The organism is Pseudomonas sp. 02C 26 (assembly GCF_002843585.1).
In the GTDB taxonomy this organism is placed as follows: Bacteria; Pseudomonadota; Gammaproteobacteria; order Pseudomonadales; family Pseudomonadaceae; genus Aquipseudomonas; species Aquipseudomonas shirazensis.
The window spans coordinates 4,010,922-4,030,085 of sequence record NZ_CP025262.1; the positions used below are offsets into that span (position 1 = coordinate 4,010,922).

Consider the following 19,164-nt stretch of genomic DNA (forward strand, 5'->3'; position numbering starts at 1 on the left):
ATGATCAAGATTTCCAAGCTGTTCGCTGCAATGGTACTGGCCGGCGTAGCCAGCCATTCGTTTGCTGCCGATACCATCAAGATCGGTATCGCCGGCCCGAAAACCGGTCCCGTCACCCAGTACGGCGACATGCAGTTCATCGGCGCCAAGCAAGCTATCAAGGACATCAACGCCAAGGGCGGCGTCGATGGCAAGATGCTTGAGGCCAAGGAATATGACGACGCTTGCGACCCTAAACAAGCAGTGGCCGTAGCCAACAAAGTGGTCAACGATGGCGTCAAGTACGTAATCGGTCACCTGTGCTCCAGCTCCACCCAGCCTGCATCCGACATCTACGAAGACGAAGGCGTGATCATGATCACCCCGGCTGCCACCAGCCCGGAAATCACCGCCCGTGGCTACAAGATGATCTTCCGCACCATCGGCCTGGACAGCGCGCAAGGCCCGGCTGCTGGCAACTACATCGCCGACCACGTCAAGCCTAAGGTCGTTGCAGTACTGCACGACAAGCAGCAATACGGTGAAGGCATCGCTACCGCGGTCAAACAGACCCTGGAAAGCAAAGGCACCAAAGTTGCCGTGTTCGAAGGCCTGAACGCGGGTGACAAGGACTTCTCCTCGATCATCCAGAAGCTCAAGCAGAACAACGTCGACTTCGTTTACTACGGCGGCTACCACCCAGAACTGGGCCTGATCCTGCGCCAGGCGCAAGAAAAAGGCCTGAAAGCCAAGTTCATGGGCCCGGAAGGTGTCGGCAACGACTCCATCTCGCAGATCGCCCAAGGCGCTTCGGAAGGCCTGCTGGTGACCCTGCCGAAGTCGTTCGACGCTGACCCTGCGAACAAGGCCATTGCCGATGCCATCAAGGCTGACGGCAAGGACCCAAGCGGCCCATTCGTGTTCCCGGCCTACTCCGCTGTGCAGTTGATCGCTGACGGTATCGTTGCGGCCAAGTCCGAAGACGCCGAGAAAGTGGCTGCAGCGATCCACGCTGGCACCTTCAAGACCCCGACCGGCGACCTGTCGTATGACGCCAAGGGCGACCTGAAAGACTTCAAGTTCGTGGTTTACGAATGGCACTTCGGCAAGCCGAAGACCGAAGTCTCCCCGCAGTAACTGCGTGATCAATAGCTGACCGAAAAGCCCACTGTGCGAGCAGTGGGCTTTGTTTTACGAGGTTCATGAGAACGATTGCCGTGATCCGGCAGCCGCCTCACCTGAAAATCTTAAAACCGTCACCCGCGGTTCACTGGCCGAGCCCTGCCATCGTCGCACAGACCACGAGGCGCGCCGGGTTACCCCCCGCCAGCGAATGCAATCAGGTTTTTAGGAGCGCTGTAATGCCTGAGATCTACCATTTCTTCCAACAACTGGTTAATGGATTGACCATCGGCAGCACCTATGCCTTGATCGCCATCGGTTACACGATGGTGTACGGCATCATTGGCATGATCAACTTCGCCCACGGCGAGGTGTACATGATCGGGTCCTACGTGGCATTCATTGCACTCGCCGGGCTGGCCATGATGGGCATCCATTCCCTGCCGATACTGATGACCGTGGCCTTTATCGCCACGATCTGCGTAACCAGTGCCTATGGCTACAGCATCGAGCGCGTTGCCTACCGCCCGTTGCGCAACAGTAACCGTCTGATCCCGCTGATCTCTGCCATCGGCATGTCGATCTTCCTGCAGAACACTGTGCTGCTGTCACAGGATTCCAAGGACAAGTCGATCCCCAACCTGATCCCTGGGAGCTTCTCCTTCGGCCCGGGCGGCGCAGAGGAAGTGCTGATTTCCTACATGCAGGTACTGGTGTTCGTCGTCACCCTGGTGGCCATGACCCTGTTGACCCTGTTCATCTCCCGTTCCCGCCTGGGCCGCGCCTGCCGCGCCTGTGCCGAGGACATCAAGATGGCCAACCTGCTCGGTATCAACACCAACAACATCATTGCCCTGACCTTCGTCATTGGCGCCGCACTGGCGGCAGTGGCAGCCGTGTTGCTGAGCATGCAATACGGGGTGATCAACCCCAACGCCGGCTTCCTGGTGGGCTTGAAAGCCTTCACCGCGGCAGTCCTGGGCGGCATCGGCAGTATTCCGGGCGCCATGCTCGGTGGCCTGGTGCTGGGTGTGGCCGAAGCCTTTGGCGCCGATATCTTCGGTGACCAGTACAAGGACGTCGTGGCGTTCGGGCTGTTGGTTCTGGTGCTGTTGTTCCGGCCGACCGGCATTCTGGGCCGTCCGGAGGTTGAGAAAGTATGAACAAGAATATCAAACAAGCGTTTTTCAGCGCCCTGCTGGTCTGGGCCGTGGCCTTCCCGGTACTTGGCCTGAAGCTGAGCATCGACGGCATCAACCTGATCGTGCATAGCCAGGGGCCGTTCACCATCACCGTGATTGCGGTGTGTTCGGTGTTGATGTTCCTGCGGGTGTTGTTCGACAAGCAGTGGAGCGCAGTGACTGCCCGTGGCTCGGACCGCAAGTTGATCTCGCCAGCGGTGAGCAACTTCCTGACCTTGCCCAAGACCCAGCGCTGGATCATCCTCGGCCTGATCGTGGTGGCATTGGTCTGGCCGTTCTTCGGCTCGCGCGGCGCGGTCGACATTGCTACGTTGATCCTGATCTACGTGATGCTCGGTCTGGGGCTGAACATCGTCGTCGGCCTGGCCGGCCTGCTCGACCTGGGTTATGTCGGCTTTTACGCAGTGGGTGCCTACAGTTACGCCATGCTGTCGCACTACTACGGGCTGAGCTTCTGGATCTGCCTGCCGATTGCCGGCTTGATGGCAGCCACCTTCGGCTTCTTGCTGGGCTTCCCGGTATTGCGCTTGCGCGGTGACTATCTGGCGATCGTGACCCTCGGTTTCGGTGAGATCATTCGGCTGTTCCTGCGTAACCTGACCGACCTCACCGGCGGCCCCAACGGCATCAGCAACATCCCCAAGCCAACCTTCTTCGGGCTGTCGTTCGAGCGTCGCGCGGCTGAAGGCATGCAAACCTTCCACGAGTACTTCGGCATCGAGTACAACTCGATCAACAAGGTCATCTTCCTCTACCTGGTAGCGTTGTTGCTGGCCTTGCTGGCCTTGTTCGTGATCAACCGGCTGCTGCGCATGCCAATCGGGCGGGCGTGGGAGGCACTGCGTGAAGACGAGATCGCCTGCCGTGCGTTGGGCCTCAACCCCACCGTGATCAAGCTCTCGGCATTTACCCTGGGCGCCTGCTTCGCCGGTTTTGCCGGCAGCTTCTTCGCCGCACGGCAAGGGCTGGTGACACCGGAGTCGTTCACCTTCATCGAGTCGGCAATCATCCTCGCCATCGTTGTGCTGGGCGGTATGGGTTCGCAGTTGGGCGTGATTCTCGCGGCCATCGTGATGATCCTGCTGCCGGAGCTGATGCGTGAATTCAGCGAGTACCGCATGTTGATGTTCGGTGCGCTGATGGTGTTGATGATGATCTGGCGTCCGCAGGGCTTGCTGCCTATGCAACGACCACATATGGAGCTGCGTCGATGAGCCGCGAAATTCTGCAAGTCAGCGGCCTGAGCATGCGCTTCGGCGGCTTGTTGGCGGTCAACGGCGTGGCCCTGACCGTCAAGGAAAAACAAGTGGTGGCGCTGATCGGCCCGAACGGCGCCGGCAAGACCACGGTGTTCAACTGCCTGACCGGCTTCTACAAGCCAAGTGGCGGCACCATTCTGCTCGACGGCCAGCCGATTCAGGGCCTGGCCGGCCATCAGATCGCCCGCAAGGGTGTGGTGCGGACCTTCCAGAACGTGCGTCTGTTCAAAGAGATGACCGCGCTGGAAAACCTCCTGATCGCCCAGCACCGGCACTTGAACACCAACTTCTTTGCCGGCCTGTTCAAGACCCCGAGCTTTCGCCGCAGCGAACACGAAGCCATGGAGCGCGCGCAGTACTGGCTGGACAAGGTCAACCTGACCGAGTTCGCCAACCGCACTGCCGGCACCCTCGCTTACGGCCAGCAGCGCCGCCTGGAGATCGCCCGCTGCATGATGACCCAACCGCGGATCATCATGCTCGACGAACCTGCCGCCGGCTTGAACCCCAAGGAAACCGAAGACCTCAAGGCATTGATCGGCTACCTGCGCGAATCCCACAACGTGACTGTGCTGCTGATCGAGCACGACATGAAACTGGTGATGAGCATCTCCGACCATATCGTCGTGATCAACCAGGGCACGCCCCTGGCCGATGGTACCCCGGAGCAGATCCGTGACAATCCTGATGTGATCAAGGCCTATCTGGGGGAAGCGTAATGCTCAAGTTCGAAAACGTTTCCACTTTCTACGGCAAGATCCAGGCGCTGCATGGCGTCAATGTCGAGATCAACCAGGGCGAGATCGTCACCCTGATCGGCGCCAACGGTGCCGGCAAGTCGACCTTGCTGATGACCCTGTGCGGCTCGCCGCAGGCGCACAGCGGCAGCATCAAGTACCTGGGGGAAGAGCTGGTCGGCCAGCCGTCTTCGCACATCATGCGCAAGAGCATCGCCGTGGTCCCCGAAGGCCGCCGCGTGTTTGCCCGTCTGACTGTCGAAGAGAACCTGGCCATGGGCGGTTTCTTCACCGACAAGGGCGATTACCAGGAACAACTGGACAAGGTCCTGCAGCTGTTTCCGCGCTTGAAAGAGCGCTACTCACAGCGTGGCGGCACCATGTCCGGTGGCGAACAGCAGATGCTGGCGATTGGTCGTGCGCTGATGAGCAAGCCCAAGTTGCTGCTGCTCGACGAACCGTCGCTGGGGCTGGCGCCGATCATCATCCAGCAGATCTTCGATATCATCGAACAACTGCGCCGTGATGGTGTGACGGTATTCCTGGTCGAGCAAAACGCCAACCAGGCACTCAAGATCGCTGACCGTGCCTATGTATTGGAGAACGGTCACGTGGTCATGCAGGGCACTGGCGAAGCATTGTTGAGTGACCCGAAGGTGCGAGACGCTTACCTCGGCGGTTGATCCTTCGTGTAATCCATTGGGGCCGCCTTGCGGCCCCAATCGTTTCACCCCCCCCTTGTGATCCCGGGTACTGCTCGGTAACGTGCGCACTTCACCCGCCGCGTCCCCGGAGCCTCACCCATGCGTTGCACCCCTCCTCTGCTGCTCGCCACCCTGCTGCCACTGTTCGCCGGCTGCCAGATGCTGGCCGACAAACCGGTCGACCCTGACCTTGGCACCACGCGCATGCAGGGCGAACTGAGCGCCAGCGGCGGACATCTGCTGTTCAAACCTTGCAGCGAAAGCCGCTCGTTCGTGGTCAATGATGCCGGCGCCACGGGCATCCTGCAGGAAGCCTCGAGCCTGGCCCACGGCGCTGGCGACAAGCTGTTTGCCGATGTCCGCGGGCGCCTTGCCGGCAGCAAGCAGGCCAACAGCGACGGCCAGCTGGATGTGCGCCGGCTGTATCGCCTGGAGCCTTCGGCCAGTGCCTGCGACGACCCCAACTTCAAGCAACTGACCCTGCGCGCCGGCGGCCATGCGCCGGAATGGGACATCAAAGCCAGCGGCAAGGGCATGGTCCTAAACCGCGCCGGCCAGCCGCCGCTGCCACTGCCGTTCCTTGAAGAGCAGATGCCCGGCGGTGGCCTCAACCTGTCCAGCGAAGCCAATGGCCAGCGCATCGAACTGTGGCTCGCTCCGCAGCGCTGCGTCGACAGCGTCACCGGCGCCGTGCGCCACCTGCGTGCCGAGCTGCGCGTCGATGGCCAGACCGTGCACGGCTGCGCTTACTACGGCGGCGCCCGCGACAACTGATCGCCTAGTGGTTTTTATCCTGCCTTTGAGCCCGGCGAACAGCTTATACTTGGCGGTTTGTGTAAAGCCGCCGGCCGCCAGAGGCCGGGATACTGGACCCTGCCATGCTACGAATCACTGAACTGAAGCTGCCCCTGGACCATCCTGACGAAGCCCTGCGCGAGGCCATCCTCCAGCGCCTGGGGATTGCCGATGACCAGTTGCTGAGCTTCACCCTGTTCAAGCGCAGCTACGATGCTCGCAAGAAGAACAGCGAACTGCTGTTCATCTACACCATCGACCTGCACGCCAGCAACGAAGCCGAACTGCTGCACAAATTCGCCGACGATCACAACATCAGCGTTGCCCCCGACGTCAGCTACAAGTACGTCGGCCAGGCTCCTGCCGAGCTGCAGGAGCGGCCTCTGGTAGTCGGCTTCGGCCCGTGCGGGATCTTTGCCGGGCTGTTGCTGGCGCAGATGGGCTTCAAGCCGATCGTGCTCGAGCGCGGCAAGGAAGTCCGCCAGCGAACCAAGGACACCTGGGGCCTGTGGCGCAAAAGCGTGCTCAACCCCGAGTCCAACGTTCAGTTTGGCGAAGGCGGCGCCGGGACCTTCTCCGACGGCAAGCTGTACAGCCAGATCAAGGACCCGCTGCACCACGGCCGCAAAGTGCTGGAAGAGTTCGTCAAGGCCGGTGCGCCAGACGAGATCCTGTTCATCAACAAGCCGCACATCGGTACCTTCCGCCTGACCGGCATGGTCGAGAACATGCGCGAGCAGATCATCGCCCTCGGTGGCGAAGTGCGCTTCGAGCAAAAAGTCAGCGACTTGCTCCTCGACGGCGAACAGCTCACTGGCGTTGTCCTCGACAGCGGCGAGCAGTTGCACGCGCGGCACGTGGTGCTGGCTCTGGGCCACAGCGCGCGTGACACCTTCCGCATGCTGCACGCCAAGGGTGTGTTCATGGAAGCCAAGCCGTTCTCGGTCGGTTTCCGCATCGAGCACCCACAGACCTTGATCGACAAGGCGCGCCTGGGCAAATACGCCGGCCACCCGAAACTCGGCGCCGCTGACTACAAGCTGGTCTATCACGCCAAGAACGGCCGCTCGGTGTACAGCTTCTGCATGTGCCCGGGCGGCACTGTGGTTGCGGCAACCAGCGAGCCTGGCCGAGTTGTGACCAACGGCATGAGCCAGTACTCGCGTAACGAGCGCAATGCCAACTCGGGCATCGTCGTCGGCATCGACCCAGAACGGGATTACCCGGGCGGACCGCTTGCCGGCATCGAGTTGCAGGAGCGGCTTGAGACACTCGCCTATGAGCTGGGCGGCAGCAATTACCAGGCGCCGGCGCAACTGGTTGGCGACTTTGTCGCCGGTCGGCCTTCGACCGCGCTGGGCAGTGTCGAGCCTTCGTACAAGCCGGGCGTGACCTTGGGTGACCTGGCGCTGAGCCTGCCCGATTTCGCAATCGAGGCCATCCGCGAGGCGCTGCCGGCGTTCGATCGGCAGATCAAGGGCTACAACCTGCACGACGCAGTACTGACCGGGCTCGAGACGCGGACTTCCTCGCCGCTGCGCATCACCCGTGATGCCAGCTTCCAGAGCATCAACGTCAAGGGCCTGTTCCCGGCCGGTGAAGGTGCAGGTTACGCGGGTGGTATTCTGTCGGCAGGTGTCGACGGCATTCGCATCGCTGAGGCCGTAGCGCGGGATATCCTCGGGCTGCAGTGAGCTGAAACCCAGGCGTAAAAAAACCCCGGTCGGCACTGCCGATCGGGGTTTTTACATTCAGCGCGGCTGTCAGTGGGTGACGCGGCTGGTGCCATCTACAGTCATGATGCGGACACGCTCGCCCACGCGGAAGATTTCATTCTCCTGCACGGCCTGTACGTAGGCACGGGTGCTGCCGTCATCTTCACGCACAGTGATTTCGACGCCCTGGGTGCGGGTGATGCCTTCTTCAGCAGCCGAACCTGCCAGGCCACCGGCTACAGCACCGATCACAGCGGCAACGATGCTGCCGCGACCGCCGCCAATGGCGCTACCGGCCACGCCGCCGACTACAGCACCGGCGCCGCCGCCGATTGGGGTCTTGGTGCCTTCGATTTTCACCGGACGCAGGGCTTCAATGGTACCCATGCGTACGGTCTGCACGCGGCGGGCTTCATCACGGGAGTAGCTGTCACCGGTCAGGCTCGAGGCACAACCGCCGAGCAGCAGCGACATGGTGGTGAACGCCACCACCAGAACAGATTTACGCATGGGTTGTATCTCCATAAGACAGGTGACCATTAGACGCTGCAGGTTGACGGCTGTCACGGTGCATACGTAACAAAAATGCATTCATTCAGCGTCGGTACAGGGTGTGTGCTGACGCTTGATTGTCAGACCTTGGATCGGCTTGGATTACTGCATTGGGTTTGGATTGGTTGGGGCGATTTTGTGCGGATTGGGGGCTTATCCATTTTGTGTGGTGGCTGTGATGGCCCCTTTCGCCCTTACGGCGAGTCACTTTTTTGGCAAACGCCCCAAAAAAGTAACCAAAAAAGGGCTCGCTCCTACATACGGCCCCTTCGCTGCGCTACGGGGTTCCCTCGCTCCGGCCTTGCTCCCGGTAGGACCGCGCTATACGGGCCATCCTGGCCCGCAGCGCTTGACGGCCATCCATGGCCGTCACCTCCCTCCGCAAGACCTGCGCTCGGCCTCCTGAAGTCGCAGGTAGATCAAGAGCACGCCTCGCTGCGCCGGCGCAAAGCGGGATCGGGGTGACTGCTGGATTTGGGTACGGAATGAGATTGCTGCGGCACGGCACGACACAAACTTTTGACTTTGCCTCTAGCTCTTGATCTGCGCCTGCGCAGCGAGGCGTGCCTTTGATCTTGATCTGCTTTTGATCTTGATCCACCGGCGACTCAGGAGGCCGAGCGCAGGTCTTGCGAAGGGAGGTGACGGCCATGGATGGCCGTCAAGCGCTGCGGGCCAGGAGGCCCGTACAGCGCGGTCCGCCCGGGAGCAAGGCCGGAGCGAGGGAACCCCGCAGCGCAGCGCAGGGGCCGGATGTGGAGCCAAGCCCTTTTTTGGTTACTTTTTTGGGGCGTTTGCCAAAAAAGTGACTCGCCGTAAGGGCGAAAGGGGCCCGATCAGCCACCACAAAAAACGGATAAGCTCACAAAACAGCGAAAACCAACCTCAGGGAGCTAACCGCTCCCGAGCCCAATGCCCCGCCACCAGACGATAATTCAGTCGATCATGCAACCGGCTAGCCCTACCCTGCCAAAACTCAACCCGCTCCGGCAGCAAACGATACCCCCCCCAATGCTCAGGACAATGCGGCTGAGTCTGCGAAAACCGCTCTTCAGTAGCCTTGACCAAAGCCTCCAGCTCTTCACGCCCAGCTATCACCCGACTCTGCGGCGAAGCCCAAGCCCCAAGACGACTCCCCAGCGGGCGCACCTGGTAATAGTCATCGGACTCCCGCGCAGTAACCTTCTCAACCCGCCCCTCAATCCGCACCTGACGCTCCAGCGCCGGCCAGAAGAAGGTCATCGCCGCAAACGGGTTAGCCTGCAAATGCTGCCCCTTCGCGCTGTCATAGTTGCTGAAAAAAGTGAATCCCTGAGCATCCAGGCCCTTCAACAGCAACACCCGGCAATGCGGTCGTCCATCGGCATCGACCGTAGCCAGCGTCATGGCATTGGCCTCGACCGGCGCCTGTTCGGTTTTTACAGCATCGGCAAACCACTGGTGGAACAGCGCAAACGGCTCATCCGGCGCCTGGCTTTCGGCCAGGCCATCACGGGTGTAGTCGCGGCGCATATCGGCCAGAGATTGAGTCATGACAGCACTTCCTTGACGATCAGTTGGTCTTCGCAGGGCTGTTGGCAGCGACTTTCTTGTCGGCCGTGGTTTTTTTCGCGGCCGGCTTGGTGGCCGGCTTCTTGGCAGCAGTCTTGGCTGCGGCCTTCTTGACCGGGGCTTTGGCCACGGCTTTCTTCGCCGCTGGCTTGGCAGCGGCCTTGGCTGCAGGCTTGCTGGCTGCAGGCTTGGCCACAGGAGCCTTGCTGTCTTGAGTGGCGACCACAGCGGCCGGGGCCGGCGCCAGGTTCGGCTGCTGGTATTTGGCCAACAGGGCCAGCATGGTGTTCTGCGGCGTCATCAGCAATTCGACGCGGCGGTTCAAGGCGCGGCCTTCGAGGCTGTCGTTGGCGGCGCGTGGCATCACCGAGCCCATACCTTTGAGGCTCAAACGGTCGCGTTGCAGACCACTCAGGCGGAAGATAGCCGAGACCGAGGCAGCGCGCTCAAGGCTGAGCTTCTGGTTAACGGCAGCGGCACCGCTGCTGTCGGCGTGACCGAGAATCAGCACGGCAGTTTTCGGGTCGACTTCAATGGCCTTGGCCAGACGGGTGATCGGCCCCAAACTCGCCGGCAACAGCATGTTCGGGCGGTCCGGGTTGTACGAGCTATCGACCGGAATGGTCACGGCCAACAGGTCTTCGCGGCGCTCCACTTCAAACTTGCTGTCCTTGACCGCTTCACGCAGCTTTGGCTCGTACTGGTCAAGCCAGGCCTGGGTGGCCTTGTGATCAATCTTGGGAACGACCGGCCCCTTGGCCTGGGTCTCTTCAGAGCCGAACGGCCACCACCAGCGGCTGCTGCTTTCGGACTTGGCGTCGGCTTTGGCAACTTTCTCGGTCACCGCCTGCTTCACTTCCTGATCGGCAACCTTGTCCGAGCCAAACGGCCACCAGCTGTGTCCGCTAGTCGAGGAGGCATCCTGCGATTGGCTGGCACAACCGGTCATGGCCAGGCACAGGGCGAGTGCTAAGGTTTTTTGTGAAGACATCAGCGATACACCATGAAATTGAAGGAAATTTTGCCTGCAGTAGCAGGCATTGGCATTGAGCATAGTCAAACCGCACGGGCATTACCCGCACTAGCCGATCAAAGGCAACTGGCGAGCACCCGCACCAGCTTCTGCGCTCTTGGGTCCATCAGCACGTAAGGGCCGAGGGTATTGGTGACGAAGCCAAAGGCAACATCGTGCTCGGGGTCGGCGAAACCGACCGAACCACCGGCGCCCGGGTGACCGAATGCGCCAGCACCGAGGCCGAAGGTGGCGTTGGCTACGGTTGGCTGGTCCAGCATGCAACCCAGGCCGAAGCGGGTCTGGGTCAGCAAGGTACGGTCTTCACCGAGACTGTGCTCGCGGGTCAGTTCATCCAGCAACTCCGATTCGAGCAAGCTGCCGTCGAGCAGGCCGGCATAAAAACCGGCGAGGCTGCGCGCGTTGCCGTGGCCGTTGGCCGCAGGCTGCTGCATGCGTCGCCATTCGGGCTTGTTGGTACTGGTCAGGATTGCTGGTGGGTTGGTGAACGCTCGGGTTGAAAGCGCCTCTGGCTCGCGCATGGTGACCTGCAGCAGGCGCTGCGCAGCCGCATCGCCTGAATTGCCCTTGCCGCGGGCTATATGCGCCACACGGTGGAATTCTTCATCTGCCAGGCCAATGTGAAAATCCAGCCCCAACGGCTTGGCCGTGCGGGCGACGATCGACTCACCCGGACCGCGGCCGTCAGCTCGGCGAATAAGCTCGCCGATCAGCCAGCCATAGGTGATTGCCGCGTAGCCATGCTCGGTGCCTGGGGTCCACCACGGCGTTTCTGCGGCCAGCGCGGCAGTCATCGCTTCCCAGTCGTACAACGCCTCGGCGGGGAGCAGCTCACGGATTGCCGGCAGGCCAGCGCGGTGGCTCAGTAACTGACGCAGGGTCACGGCTTCTTTGCCGGCTTGAGCGAACTCCGGCCAATAGCGTGCTACCGGGGCATCCAGCGCCAGCTTGCCCTCGCCCACCAGTTGCAGGGCAGTCACGGCGGTGAACGTCTTGGTGCAGGAGAACAGATTGGCGATGGTGTCGCTATGCCAAGCCTGCTGCCCATCCTTGTCGGCACTGCCGGCCCACAGGTCGATCACGGTGTCGCCACCGACCTGGATGCACAACGCCGCACCGCGCTCCTGGGAATCCTCGAACAAGGCGGCGAATGCTTCACGCACCGCCTCGAACTTCAGCTCATAGTGACCCTGAATCTGCACCGCCAGCTCTCCGTACGACTCGAGTTTGCAAAGGCGTGCATTGTTTCAGTAGTTGACCATTTTGCCTACTGAATGTGGCCGGATGGTTGTCAGGAAACGTCGCCAAACAGCTCTGCAACCAGCCCCAGGCGCCTCATGGCACCGGCTTGCTGACCACCGTGCGCAGCTCGTCGATTACCTGCTGATTACTCCGCCGCACCGCCTCGACAAAGCCCGGATAGGCCACATCGGTGATCGCCACCAACCCAAGATGGCCGTTTTCGCCATCGAGCAGGCGGCCACTGGCGGGCTGATCCAGATACTGGAACCAATGCGCACCGACGATCATCGGCTGGGCCATGGCGGCCTTGAGGAAGTTGGCATAGGCCGGGCCACGGTCCTCCTCGCGCGCCAGTTCCACCGGCCCCGGCCAGAACGGCCCACGATCGCGCGAACCGAACTGGAATTCGGACACCAGCACCGGCTTATCCAGCTCGGCCAGGCGAGCAAAGTCGTAGCCGTCGTCAGGCTTGAGGGTATAGAAGTTGAAACTGAGCACATCGCAGAACTCGGCGCAGGCCTTGACCGCCTGTGGGCTGCTCAGGGCAAAGCGGCCTCCAAGCAACAGGTGGTTGGGCGCATGCCAGTTGAGCGAATCGGCGATGGTCTTGAAATAGGTGTCGGCGAACACCTGTTGGAAGTACTGGTAATCGCGTTCGATTTCCGGGTGTTCGGGGTTGGGCAGCGGTGCTTCGAAGCCTGGGTCTTCCATTAGCTCCCACGCCTGCAGCTCGATGCCCCAGGCCTTGGACAGCCCTTCCTGATTGCGGTACTTGTCGCGCAGCTGCTTGAGGAACGCGCGCTTGGCCGGCACGTCGGTGGTCAGGCGCAGGGTGCCGAAAGCGAGGCCATAGCGGGCCCGCGGATCATCACCGGGTGCGGCCCAGGCCAGCTCGTTGTCGGCAAAGTAACCGATCAGCCACGGGTCATCGCGGTGATCACGAGCAGCAATCGCTACAGCACGTTCGGTGGCCATGGCAAAGCGTGGGTCGAACGGATCGGGCATGCGCCCCCACCAGTCCATGCCCGTGCTGATACTGGCGTAGTCGCCAACGATCGACAACGGCAGGGTGTAAGGCACCCGTTTGGCCAGGCCCAGTTCAGGATCGCTCCAGTTGCCGAGGGTATTGAAGCCCCACGCCTGCAAGCGATCCAGAGCATGCGCCTGCCAGCGGCCGGCATCGATCGCCATCGGCGGGCACGCCTGGCTGGTCGGTTCGGCGGCGGCCGGGGCACAGCTGTGGCCATGGCTGCGTTGCAGGTTGGCTGCGTAGAAGTCGAACCAGCGGCCCTGCTTGAATGCGCGCCCCTGCGAAGACGCATTGCCATCATCATTGTTGCCTTCCCCGTAGAACGCGGCGAAGGGCTCGTTGACGCCGGGCAACGCGGTGAACATGCCCTCGCGACCAGCAACATAGGTACGCCCGCCATCAGCGGCCACAGCGTTTACGCCCAACGAGAAGAACGGATGGCCGTCAGGCGTCACCAGGAACCAGCGGCCATCGCGTTTCTCTGTACGGAAGAAGCCCTGAGCCTCGAACGCAGGCCCGGCCAGCAGCCCACCGTACGGGTCAAGCGCTTGCTTGCCGCGCTCTGCCAGCCAGGCCTTGAGCTGCGCCTGCTCGCGGCTATCGGCAGCTTTGAGCTGGTCATCGCTGACGATTCGCTCCGGCCAGCGGCCCCGCGTCGACTGGCCATAAGCGTCGATCAGGCCGGCATAGGCTGCCTTGAAGGCGAGATCGTCATCTTGTAGGCCGACCCTCTCGATCAGCAGGCTTTGCGCCACGTTGGGCTTGGGGATGCTCAGAGTCACCGAGCTGATCTGCTTCAGGTCCACCTCACCGACGCTGCTGGTCAGCAGCAAGCGCTGGCCGTCGTAGGTCCATGGCATCGGTGGGCCGGCACGCATGCCTTGGCTCAGCGGCGAGCTGGCGGTAAGCGGCACCATTACCGTTTGCGCAGGCCCGGCCGGCAGGTCGATGCGGCTGGTGAGGGTGCGGCCATCGCTGCTCTGCACTGTGACGTCGACCGTCAGCGCCCAATCCATCGCACTTTGCAGGCGCAAGGTGAGGGCCTTGCCGGCCGACCAGTCCCACGCCCCACCTTGCGGGCTCAGGCCCAGGCTTGGGCGTTCGACCGGATTGAACACGACGCGGCGCAGTACCTCGCCCTCTGCGGTCTGTTCGGCGTTGTATTGCGGCATGCCGGCGTCGGCGGTGATGACATTGACCACCGAGGCCGGCCGCACGAAGCTGAACAGCGTCTGCTGCCCAGCCAGCAAGGGTGAGCAGAACAGCAGCGTGAAGACTGCGGGCAAGGTGCGTCGAATCATAGAACTGGAGCTCTCCTTCAGGGCCGCGGGGAGCCCGTGACTGAGTAATGGACAACAGGCCGGAGCTGCACGCTCCAGCCGTCAGGAAATTTCCCGCCGGAACGGCGGTAGCGCGTTGAGGATAGCCTTGCCGTAGCGCTGAGTGACCAGGCGCCGATCGAGCAAGGTGATCACGCCGCGGTCCTGTTCGGTGCGCAGCAGGCGACCACAAGCCTGGATCAGCTTAAGCGAGGCGTCGGGTACGGCGATTTCCATGAATGGATTACCTCCGCGCGCTTCGATCCACTCGGCCAGAGCGGCTTCGACCGGGTCATCCGGCACCGAGAACGGGATCTTGGCGATCACCACGTGCTCGCAGTATGCGCCAGGCAGGTCGACCCCTTCGGAGAAACTGGCCAGACCGAACAGCACGCTGTGCTGGCCGTCGTCGACCCGCGCCTTGTGCTTGTTCAGGGTTTCTTGCTTGGACAGGTTGCCCTGAATCAGCACCAGCTTGCGCCAGTCACGATCAAGGCCATCGAATACGTCCTGCATCTGCTTGCGCGACGAGAACAGTACCAGCGCCCCCCGCGCCTCTTCGAGCATCGCCGGCAGTTCGCGGATGATCGCGGCGGTGTGCCCGGCAGCATCGCGCGGATCGGCGCCCAGATCAGGCACCCGCAGCAACCCGGCATCGCCGTGCACGAACGGGCTCGGCACCACACAGGTTACTGCGTCCCTTGGCAGGCCGGAGCGCATGCGGAAGCGGTCGAACTTGCCCAGCGCGGTCAGCGTTGCCGACGTCACCAAGGCGCCGTGGGCAACGCTCCACAGGCTGCGCCGGAGCATCTCTGCTGCGAGGATCGGGCTGGCGTTTACCTCGATGTCGAAAAGCGCACCGGTCTCGGCCAGGGTCAGCCAACGCGCCATCGGCGGGCTGTCTTCCGGGTCCTCGGCGGTGAACGCCGTCCACAGCTCCCAGTTGCCCTGAGCCCGAGTCACCAGGCTGCCGAACAGCGGGTACCACTCTTCGGCCTGGTGGCTGGCGATACCGATGTTCTTCTCGCCATCCATGCCTTCCTTGAGCAGGTCTGCAAGGCGCGTGAACAGGTCGTTGAGCTGGGAAAAACCCTTTTTCAGCTCGATGCCGACTTCGCGGATATGCTCCGGCACCACCCCGCCCTCAAAGCGGTAGCGTGGCCGCTCGCGGCCTTCGGTGTCTTCACCGGGCTTGAAGTCTGCAATCTGCTCGCAAAGGGTAAACATGAACTGCTGCTGGGTGCGGATTTCACGCGCCAGCTCCGGCACCTGTTCGATGTACTTGCCCAGATCGCCCGGCAGCGGGTGCTGGGCGAGCAGCTTGGTCAGGTTCTTGGCCGTCTGCTCAAGCCAGTCGGCGGTCGAGCGCAGTCGCGAATAATGGGCAAAATGACCAATCGCCTTGTCCGGCAGGTGATGGCCTTCGTCGAACACATAAATGGTGTCGCGTGGGTCAGGCAGCACCGCGCCGCCGCCCAGGGCCAGGTCAGCCAGGACCATGTCGTGGTTGGTGACGATCACATCGACCTTGCCCATGCCTTCTCGGGCTTTGTAGAACACGCACTGCTGGAAGTTCGGGCAGTGACGGCCGGTACATTGGCTGTGGTCGGTGGTCAGGCGCGCCCAGTCCGGGTCTTCGATGGTTTCCGACCAGCTGTCACGGTCGCCATCCCAGCGGTTGCCGGCGAGCTTCTCGATCATGCTGTTGAACAGCTTCTGGCTGCGCTCGTCGACTTCGATATGGAAGCCTTCTTCCTCGAACAGCTGCGCAGTGGCCGACTGGGCGTGGCCTTCCTGCAACAGTACGTCGAGCTTGGACAGGCACAGATAGCGGCCACGGCCCTTGGCCAGGGCAAAGCTGAAGTTCAGACCGCTGTTGCGCATCAGGTCAGGCAGATCCTTGAAGACGATCTGCTCCTGCAGCGCCACGGTGGCGGTGGCAATCACCAGGCGCTTGCCGGCGACCTTGGCGGCGGGGATGGCCGCCAGGGCGTAGGCGACCGTCTTGCCGGTACCAGTGCCCGCCTCGACGGCAACCACGGCGGGGTCACCCGAGCGTCGACCTTCGTCGTCGCAGGCAATATCGCCAAGCACTTTCGCTACTTCGGCAATCATCAGGCGCTGGCCGTAACGTGGCTTGAGGCTCTTGGCTTCGAGAAAACGCGAATAGGCGCCCTGGATGGTGGCTTTGAGTTCGTTGCTGATCATGGTCTGCAGGCGCCCGAAGGGCTGGATATATTTTCAGTGTTTTGCATGGGCGGCTATCATACCCCGCTCGCGCCCTTTATGCCGCATGGAGATCCCGATGCTGAGCTTCACCCTACCCTACACCCTGCATGTGCTAGCCGCCCTGGTCTGGGTCGGCGGGATGTTTTTCGCCTGGCTGATCCTGCGCCCGGCAACGGTTGCAGCCCTGGAGGGGCCGGCTCGGTTGCGCTTGTGGCTGGAAGTTTTCCGACGCTTCTTTGTCTGGGTCTGGGTCGCTGTGGCGATTTTGGCGATCAGTGGTATCGGCATGTTACACATGCGCTTCAGCGGTTTCGAAACTGCGCCCAAGTACGTGCAACTGATGATGGGCGGGGCGATCGTGATGTTTGCCTTGTTCCTGCGCGTGCAGGCCTTGCTGCTGCCTGACTTGCGTGCCGCGGTGCAGGCCGAGGATTGGCCGGCAGGTGCTGCTGCGCTGGGGCGGATTCGCCGGCTGGTGGGTATCAACCTGCTGCTGGGGCTCGCCGTGGTAGCGGTTGCCAGCCTGCGTCTGCCGCTCTGAACGGTGCGCCGCGCAGGCACACTGCGCGGCGGCAAGCCCGGTTACAGGCGTCGCAGAATCAACTCACCCTCTGCGCCCGCCAGGCCGGCCTGGCCCTCAACGCCCGGCCGGCCCTTGGCCCCAGCGTCGGTGCTATACACCAGGCAACCCTTGCTGGCGCCGCCTGCGCCAGGTTTGCCCGCTGCGCCAGGTTTGCCCGGCAGGCCCCCATCCAGGCGTACGACAATGCGCTGCTCGGGATAGTCAGCCGGCACCGCCAAACGAATCCGCCCACCCGCTGCACCGTCATGGCCGTTGCCACCATTGTCGCCATCCGCGCCGCGGCTGGCCTGGCCCCAGGTGCAGCCACCGGCCTTGCCATTGGCGCCATCCAGGCCGACATAGCCCGGCGCACCGGCACCACCACGGGCGTCGATCGACAACTGCTCGGCGTCCAGTGCATGCAACTGCAGGTCAAGGCTGCGGCCGCTGCGCGCGGCGCGTTCATAGGTGCCCGGCGCGCCGTTGGCGCTGATCTCGCTGCCGCTGGCGAAGCGCGCCGAGGCTGCTTCGATGGTCAATTCCGTGTCGGCCGGAGCGACGGCAATGCGCGCATCTTGGCCAAGTTCCAGTTGCTCGACCTTGAGCGAGGTGAGTGACGCCGGCAACAGCAAGGTTGCCGAATCCGCCACCCGCAGGTGTTGCAGATGAACACTGCCGGCCTTGTTGGCCAGGCGCATCACCGAGTTGGCAGCAACATCCAGGCTGTCTGCCTGGGCCCATGGGCTGGCCAAGGCCACCAACAACATCAATTTACGCACGGCGGGGCGCCTCCTGAGGCTTGGGAATCGACATCACGTGAAAAATTCCTGTCAGCAAAATCTGCAGACGATCGAACCAGCGGTGGCTACGGTTGCGCAGGCTGGCGTTGAAAAACAGTACTTCGAGCATATGCAGGCCAAGCAAAAGGATGCCCGCTGCATTGATCAGGAGATTGAACGGCAGCGGCTGCGGCATTAGCAGATTGACCAGCACCACCCACCAAAACACGACCGTCAGGGCCTTGCCCAGCCCCAGGATAAATTTCATACCCCGCCCTCCTTTGCCAGTCAGTTAAGCCTGTTGGGGCCGCTGTGCGGCCCTTCGCGGGTGAACCCGCTCCCACAGGTACAGCGCTGGAGTCAGACCTTGCGCAATCCTGTGGGAGCGGGTTCACCCGCGAAGACCGCACAGCGGTCCACTGGCAAGCCGACCTCTTCGTCCACAGTAACTTCATTGATGGGCGCCCGCCAAGCATTGCCTCAGGCCCGGCACCCAGTTGCACACCGACGGTCAACGCTCGATCTTGATCTCGGTCCGGCGGTTCATGGCACGCCCCTCAGCAGTAGCGTTGTCGGCCACTGGCTGGGTTTCGCCGGCACCGACTACCGACACCACGCTGTTGCGCGGCACGCCGCTTTCGACCAGATAGTCAGTAACCGAATGCGCGCGGCGCTCGGACAACTTCTGGTTGTACGTGTCGGAGCCAACGCTGTCGGTGTGCCCGGTGACACTCAGTCGGGTGCTCGCCGCTTCCTGCTTGAGGCGGGTGGCGATGGTATTGAGGCGTTCCTTGTCGGCCGCAGTCAGCCGCGCAGAGTCGAACTCGAAGTGCACGTCACGGATGACTATGACTTCTTCCTTGACCACGACCACCTCTTCTACCACTGCTACCGGTTCAGGTGGGCAGCCATTGGCATCGACCTGTACCCCACGCGGGGTGCCCGGGCACTTGTCGCGGCTGTCCGGCACGCCATCGCCGTCTTCGTCACCGTCGCCATTGGCCCAGCAGTAGCCGGCGGCCAGGCCACCGCCAAGCAGCGCGCCCCAGCCGGCCCAGCTCGAGCTTTCGATAGCGCCAAGGGCGGCGCCGCCCACACCCCCGACGGCAGCACATGTCGGCCAGTCGGTTTTCTGCAAACCTGCACAACCAGTCAACACACTGGTCAGCAGCACCAAGGGTATCGCCGTGCGAACTATGCTCATCTGTTGCATCTCCTAGGGGGAATCGGCATAAGGCCGATCTGTGCCAGTAAAGACCGCGCATTCCCGATCTGCCAGCAATGAGCCATGCTGGTGCGCCACAGCCCTTTGCCGGCAAGCTCTAGCCAGCTAGGCTTGGCGACCCTGAACGGA

Annotated in this window: 17 protein-coding genes; 8 read left to right on the plus strand and 9 right to left on the minus strand. The window is 62.3% G+C overall.

Features of this window, described 5'->3' with window-relative positions:
- The 7 genes from CXQ80_RS18295 to CXQ80_RS18325 all read left to right on the plus strand — a co-directional run bounded on the left by CXQ80_RS18295 (position 1) and on the right by CXQ80_RS18325 (position 7,492).
- Complete coding sequence (locus tag CXQ80_RS18295) at positions 1 to 1,116, plus strand: branched-chain amino acid ABC transporter substrate-binding protein (RefSeq protein WP_101321799.1); 1,116 nt, start codon at positions 1 to 3, stop codon at positions 1,114 to 1,116.
- Between the two features lie 224 nt (positions 1,117 to 1,340).
- Positions 1,341 to 2,264 (plus strand): high-affinity branched-chain amino acid ABC transporter permease LivH, encoded by a 924-nt coding sequence (gene livH / locus CXQ80_RS18300; protein WP_101321800.1) that lies wholly within the window; start codon positions 1,341 to 1,343, stop codon positions 2,262 to 2,264.
- On the plus strand, positions 2,261 to 3,517 hold the full coding sequence (locus CXQ80_RS18305; RefSeq protein ID WP_101321801.1) for a high-affinity branched-chain amino acid ABC transporter permease LivM: 1,257 nt from the start codon (positions 2,261 to 2,263) through the stop codon (positions 3,515 to 3,517). Before livH ends, CXQ80_RS18305 begins: the two co-directional genes overlap by 4 nt.
- Positions 3,514 to 4,281: a high-affinity branched-chain amino acid ABC transporter ATP-binding protein LivG gene (gene livG / locus CXQ80_RS18310; protein ID WP_101321802.1), complete on the plus strand. Its 768-nt coding sequence runs from the start codon at positions 3,514 to 3,516 to the stop codon at positions 4,279 to 4,281. Before CXQ80_RS18305 ends, livG begins: the two co-directional genes overlap by 4 nt.
- Positions 4,281 to 4,982: an ABC transporter ATP-binding protein gene (locus CXQ80_RS18315; RefSeq protein ID WP_101321803.1), complete on the plus strand. Its 702-nt coding sequence runs from the start codon at positions 4,281 to 4,283 to the stop codon at positions 4,980 to 4,982. Before livG ends, CXQ80_RS18315 begins: the two co-directional genes overlap by 1 nt.
- Before the next feature lie 120 nt (positions 4,983 to 5,102).
- Positions 5,103 to 5,777 carry a COG3650 family protein gene (locus tag CXQ80_RS18320; RefSeq protein WP_101321804.1) on the plus strand — a complete coding sequence of 225 codons (675 nt, stop codon included), beginning with the start codon at positions 5,103 to 5,105 and terminating at the stop codon, positions 5,775 to 5,777.
- A gap of 104 nt (positions 5,778 to 5,881) precedes the next feature.
- Positions 5,882 to 7,492 carry an NAD(P)/FAD-dependent oxidoreductase gene (locus tag CXQ80_RS18325; RefSeq protein ID WP_101321805.1) on the plus strand — a complete coding sequence of 537 codons (1,611 nt, stop codon included), beginning with the start codon at positions 5,882 to 5,884 and terminating at the stop codon, positions 7,490 to 7,492.
- Between the two features lie 69 nt (positions 7,493 to 7,561).
- Here the strand turns inward: CXQ80_RS18325 and CXQ80_RS18330 are convergent, their stop codons facing one another.
- From CXQ80_RS18330 to dinG, 6 genes are all read right to left on the minus strand, one after another.
- Positions 7,562 to 8,023 carry a glycine zipper 2TM domain-containing protein gene (locus CXQ80_RS18330; protein ID WP_101321806.1) on the minus strand — a complete coding sequence of 154 codons (462 nt, stop codon included), beginning with the start codon at positions 8,021 to 8,023 and terminating at the stop codon, positions 7,562 to 7,564.
- Between the two features lie 927 nt (positions 8,024 to 8,950).
- Positions 8,951 to 9,598, minus strand: coding sequence for a pyridoxamine 5'-phosphate oxidase (gene pdxH / locus CXQ80_RS18345; RefSeq protein ID WP_101321807.1), 648 nt, complete (start codon positions 9,596 to 9,598; stop codon positions 8,951 to 8,953).
- Positions 9,599 to 9,617: 19 nt separating this feature from the next.
- Positions 9,618 to 10,607, minus strand: coding sequence for an OmpA family protein (locus tag CXQ80_RS18350; protein WP_101321808.1), 990 nt, complete (start codon positions 10,605 to 10,607; stop codon positions 9,618 to 9,620).
- 98 nt (positions 10,608 to 10,705) lie between these two features.
- Entirely contained in the window at positions 10,706 to 11,851 is a 1,146-nt protein-coding gene (locus CXQ80_RS18355) for a serine hydrolase domain-containing protein (RefSeq protein WP_101321809.1), read from the minus strand.
- Positions 11,852 to 11,984: 133 nt separating this feature from the next.
- The gene (locus tag CXQ80_RS18360) at positions 11,985 to 14,222 is read right to left on the minus strand and encodes a beta-agarase (protein WP_101321810.1); all 2,238 of its coding nucleotides are present in this window, start codon (positions 14,220 to 14,222) and stop codon (positions 11,985 to 11,987) included.
- 81 nt (positions 14,223 to 14,303) lie between these two features.
- Entirely contained in the window at positions 14,304 to 16,448 is a 2,145-nt protein-coding gene (gene dinG, locus CXQ80_RS18365) for an ATP-dependent DNA helicase DinG (RefSeq protein WP_101321811.1), read from the minus strand.
- A gap of 97 nt (positions 16,449 to 16,545) precedes the next feature.
- On the opposite strand from dinG, the gene CXQ80_RS18370 reads away from it, so the two are divergent.
- Positions 16,546 to 17,010 carry a CopD family protein gene (locus CXQ80_RS18370; protein WP_101321812.1) on the plus strand — a complete coding sequence of 155 codons (465 nt, stop codon included), beginning with the start codon at positions 16,546 to 16,548 and terminating at the stop codon, positions 17,008 to 17,010.
- A gap of 41 nt (positions 17,011 to 17,051) precedes the next feature.
- Here the strand turns inward: CXQ80_RS18370 and CXQ80_RS18375 are convergent, their stop codons facing one another.
- The 3 genes from CXQ80_RS18375 to CXQ80_RS18385 form a co-directional block, all read right to left on the minus strand.
- Entirely contained in the window at positions 17,052 to 17,810 is a 759-nt protein-coding gene (locus CXQ80_RS18375) for a hypothetical protein (RefSeq protein WP_101321813.1), read from the minus strand.
- Positions 17,803 to 18,078, minus strand: coding sequence for a DUF1145 domain-containing protein (locus CXQ80_RS18380; protein WP_101321814.1), 276 nt, complete (start codon positions 18,076 to 18,078; stop codon positions 17,803 to 17,805). The genes CXQ80_RS18375 and CXQ80_RS18380 overlap by 8 nt, the downstream gene beginning before the upstream one ends.
- Positions 18,079 to 18,321: 243 nt before the next feature.
- Entirely contained in the window at positions 18,322 to 19,014 is a 693-nt protein-coding gene (locus tag CXQ80_RS18385; RefSeq protein WP_101321815.1) for an OmpA family protein, read from the minus strand.
- Positions 19,015 to 19,164: the final 150 nt, after the last annotated feature.

What these genes read in the sequence shown, in the direction of transcription:
- livH (WP_101321800.1), top strand. Translation starts at nt 1,341, where the DNA reads ATGCCTGAGATCTACCATTTCTTCCAACAACTGGTTAATGGATTGACC.
- CXQ80_RS18295 (WP_101321799.1), top strand. Translation starts at nt 1, where the DNA reads ATGATCAAGATTTCCAAGCTGTTCGCTGCAATGGTACTGGCCGGCGTA.
- pdxH (WP_101321807.1), bottom strand. Translation starts at nt 9,598, where the DNA reads ATGACTCAATCTCTGGCCGATATGCGCCGCGACTACACCCGTGATGGC.
- CXQ80_RS18385 (WP_101321815.1), bottom strand. Translation starts at nt 19,014, where the DNA reads ATGAGCATAGTTCGCACGGCGATACCCTTGGTGCTGCTGACCAGTGTG.
- CXQ80_RS18380 (WP_101321814.1), bottom strand. Translation starts at nt 18,078, where the DNA reads ATGAAATTTATCCTGGGGCTGGGCAAGGCCCTGACGGTCGTGTTTTGG.
- CXQ80_RS18360 (WP_101321810.1), bottom strand. Translation starts at nt 14,222, where the DNA reads ATGATTCGACGCACCTTGCCCGCAGTCTTCACGCTGCTGTTCTGCTCA.
- CXQ80_RS18330 (WP_101321806.1), bottom strand. Translation starts at nt 8,023, where the DNA reads ATGCGTAAATCTGTTCTGGTGGTGGCGTTCACCACCATGTCGCTGCTG.
- CXQ80_RS18325 (WP_101321805.1), top strand. Translation starts at nt 5,882, where the DNA reads ATGCTACGAATCACTGAACTGAAGCTGCCCCTGGACCATCCTGACGAA.
- CXQ80_RS18320 (WP_101321804.1), top strand. Translation starts at nt 5,103, where the DNA reads ATGCGTTGCACCCCTCCTCTGCTGCTCGCCACCCTGCTGCCACTGTTC.
- CXQ80_RS18370 (WP_101321812.1), top strand. Translation starts at nt 16,546, where the DNA reads ATGCTGAGCTTCACCCTACCCTACACCCTGCATGTGCTAGCCGCCCTG.
- CXQ80_RS18315 (WP_101321803.1), top strand. Translation starts at nt 4,281, where the DNA reads ATGCTCAAGTTCGAAAACGTTTCCACTTTCTACGGCAAGATCCAGGCG.
- CXQ80_RS18350 (WP_101321808.1), bottom strand. Translation starts at nt 10,607, where the DNA reads ATGTCTTCACAAAAAACCTTAGCACTCGCCCTGTGCCTGGCCATGACC.
- dinG (WP_101321811.1), bottom strand. Translation starts at nt 16,448, where the DNA reads ATGATCAGCAACGAACTCAAAGCCACCATCCAGGGCGCCTATTCGCGT.
- CXQ80_RS18305 (WP_101321801.1), top strand. Translation starts at nt 2,261, where the DNA reads ATGAACAAGAATATCAAACAAGCGTTTTTCAGCGCCCTGCTGGTCTGG.
- livG (WP_101321802.1), top strand. Translation starts at nt 3,514, where the DNA reads ATGAGCCGCGAAATTCTGCAAGTCAGCGGCCTGAGCATGCGCTTCGGC.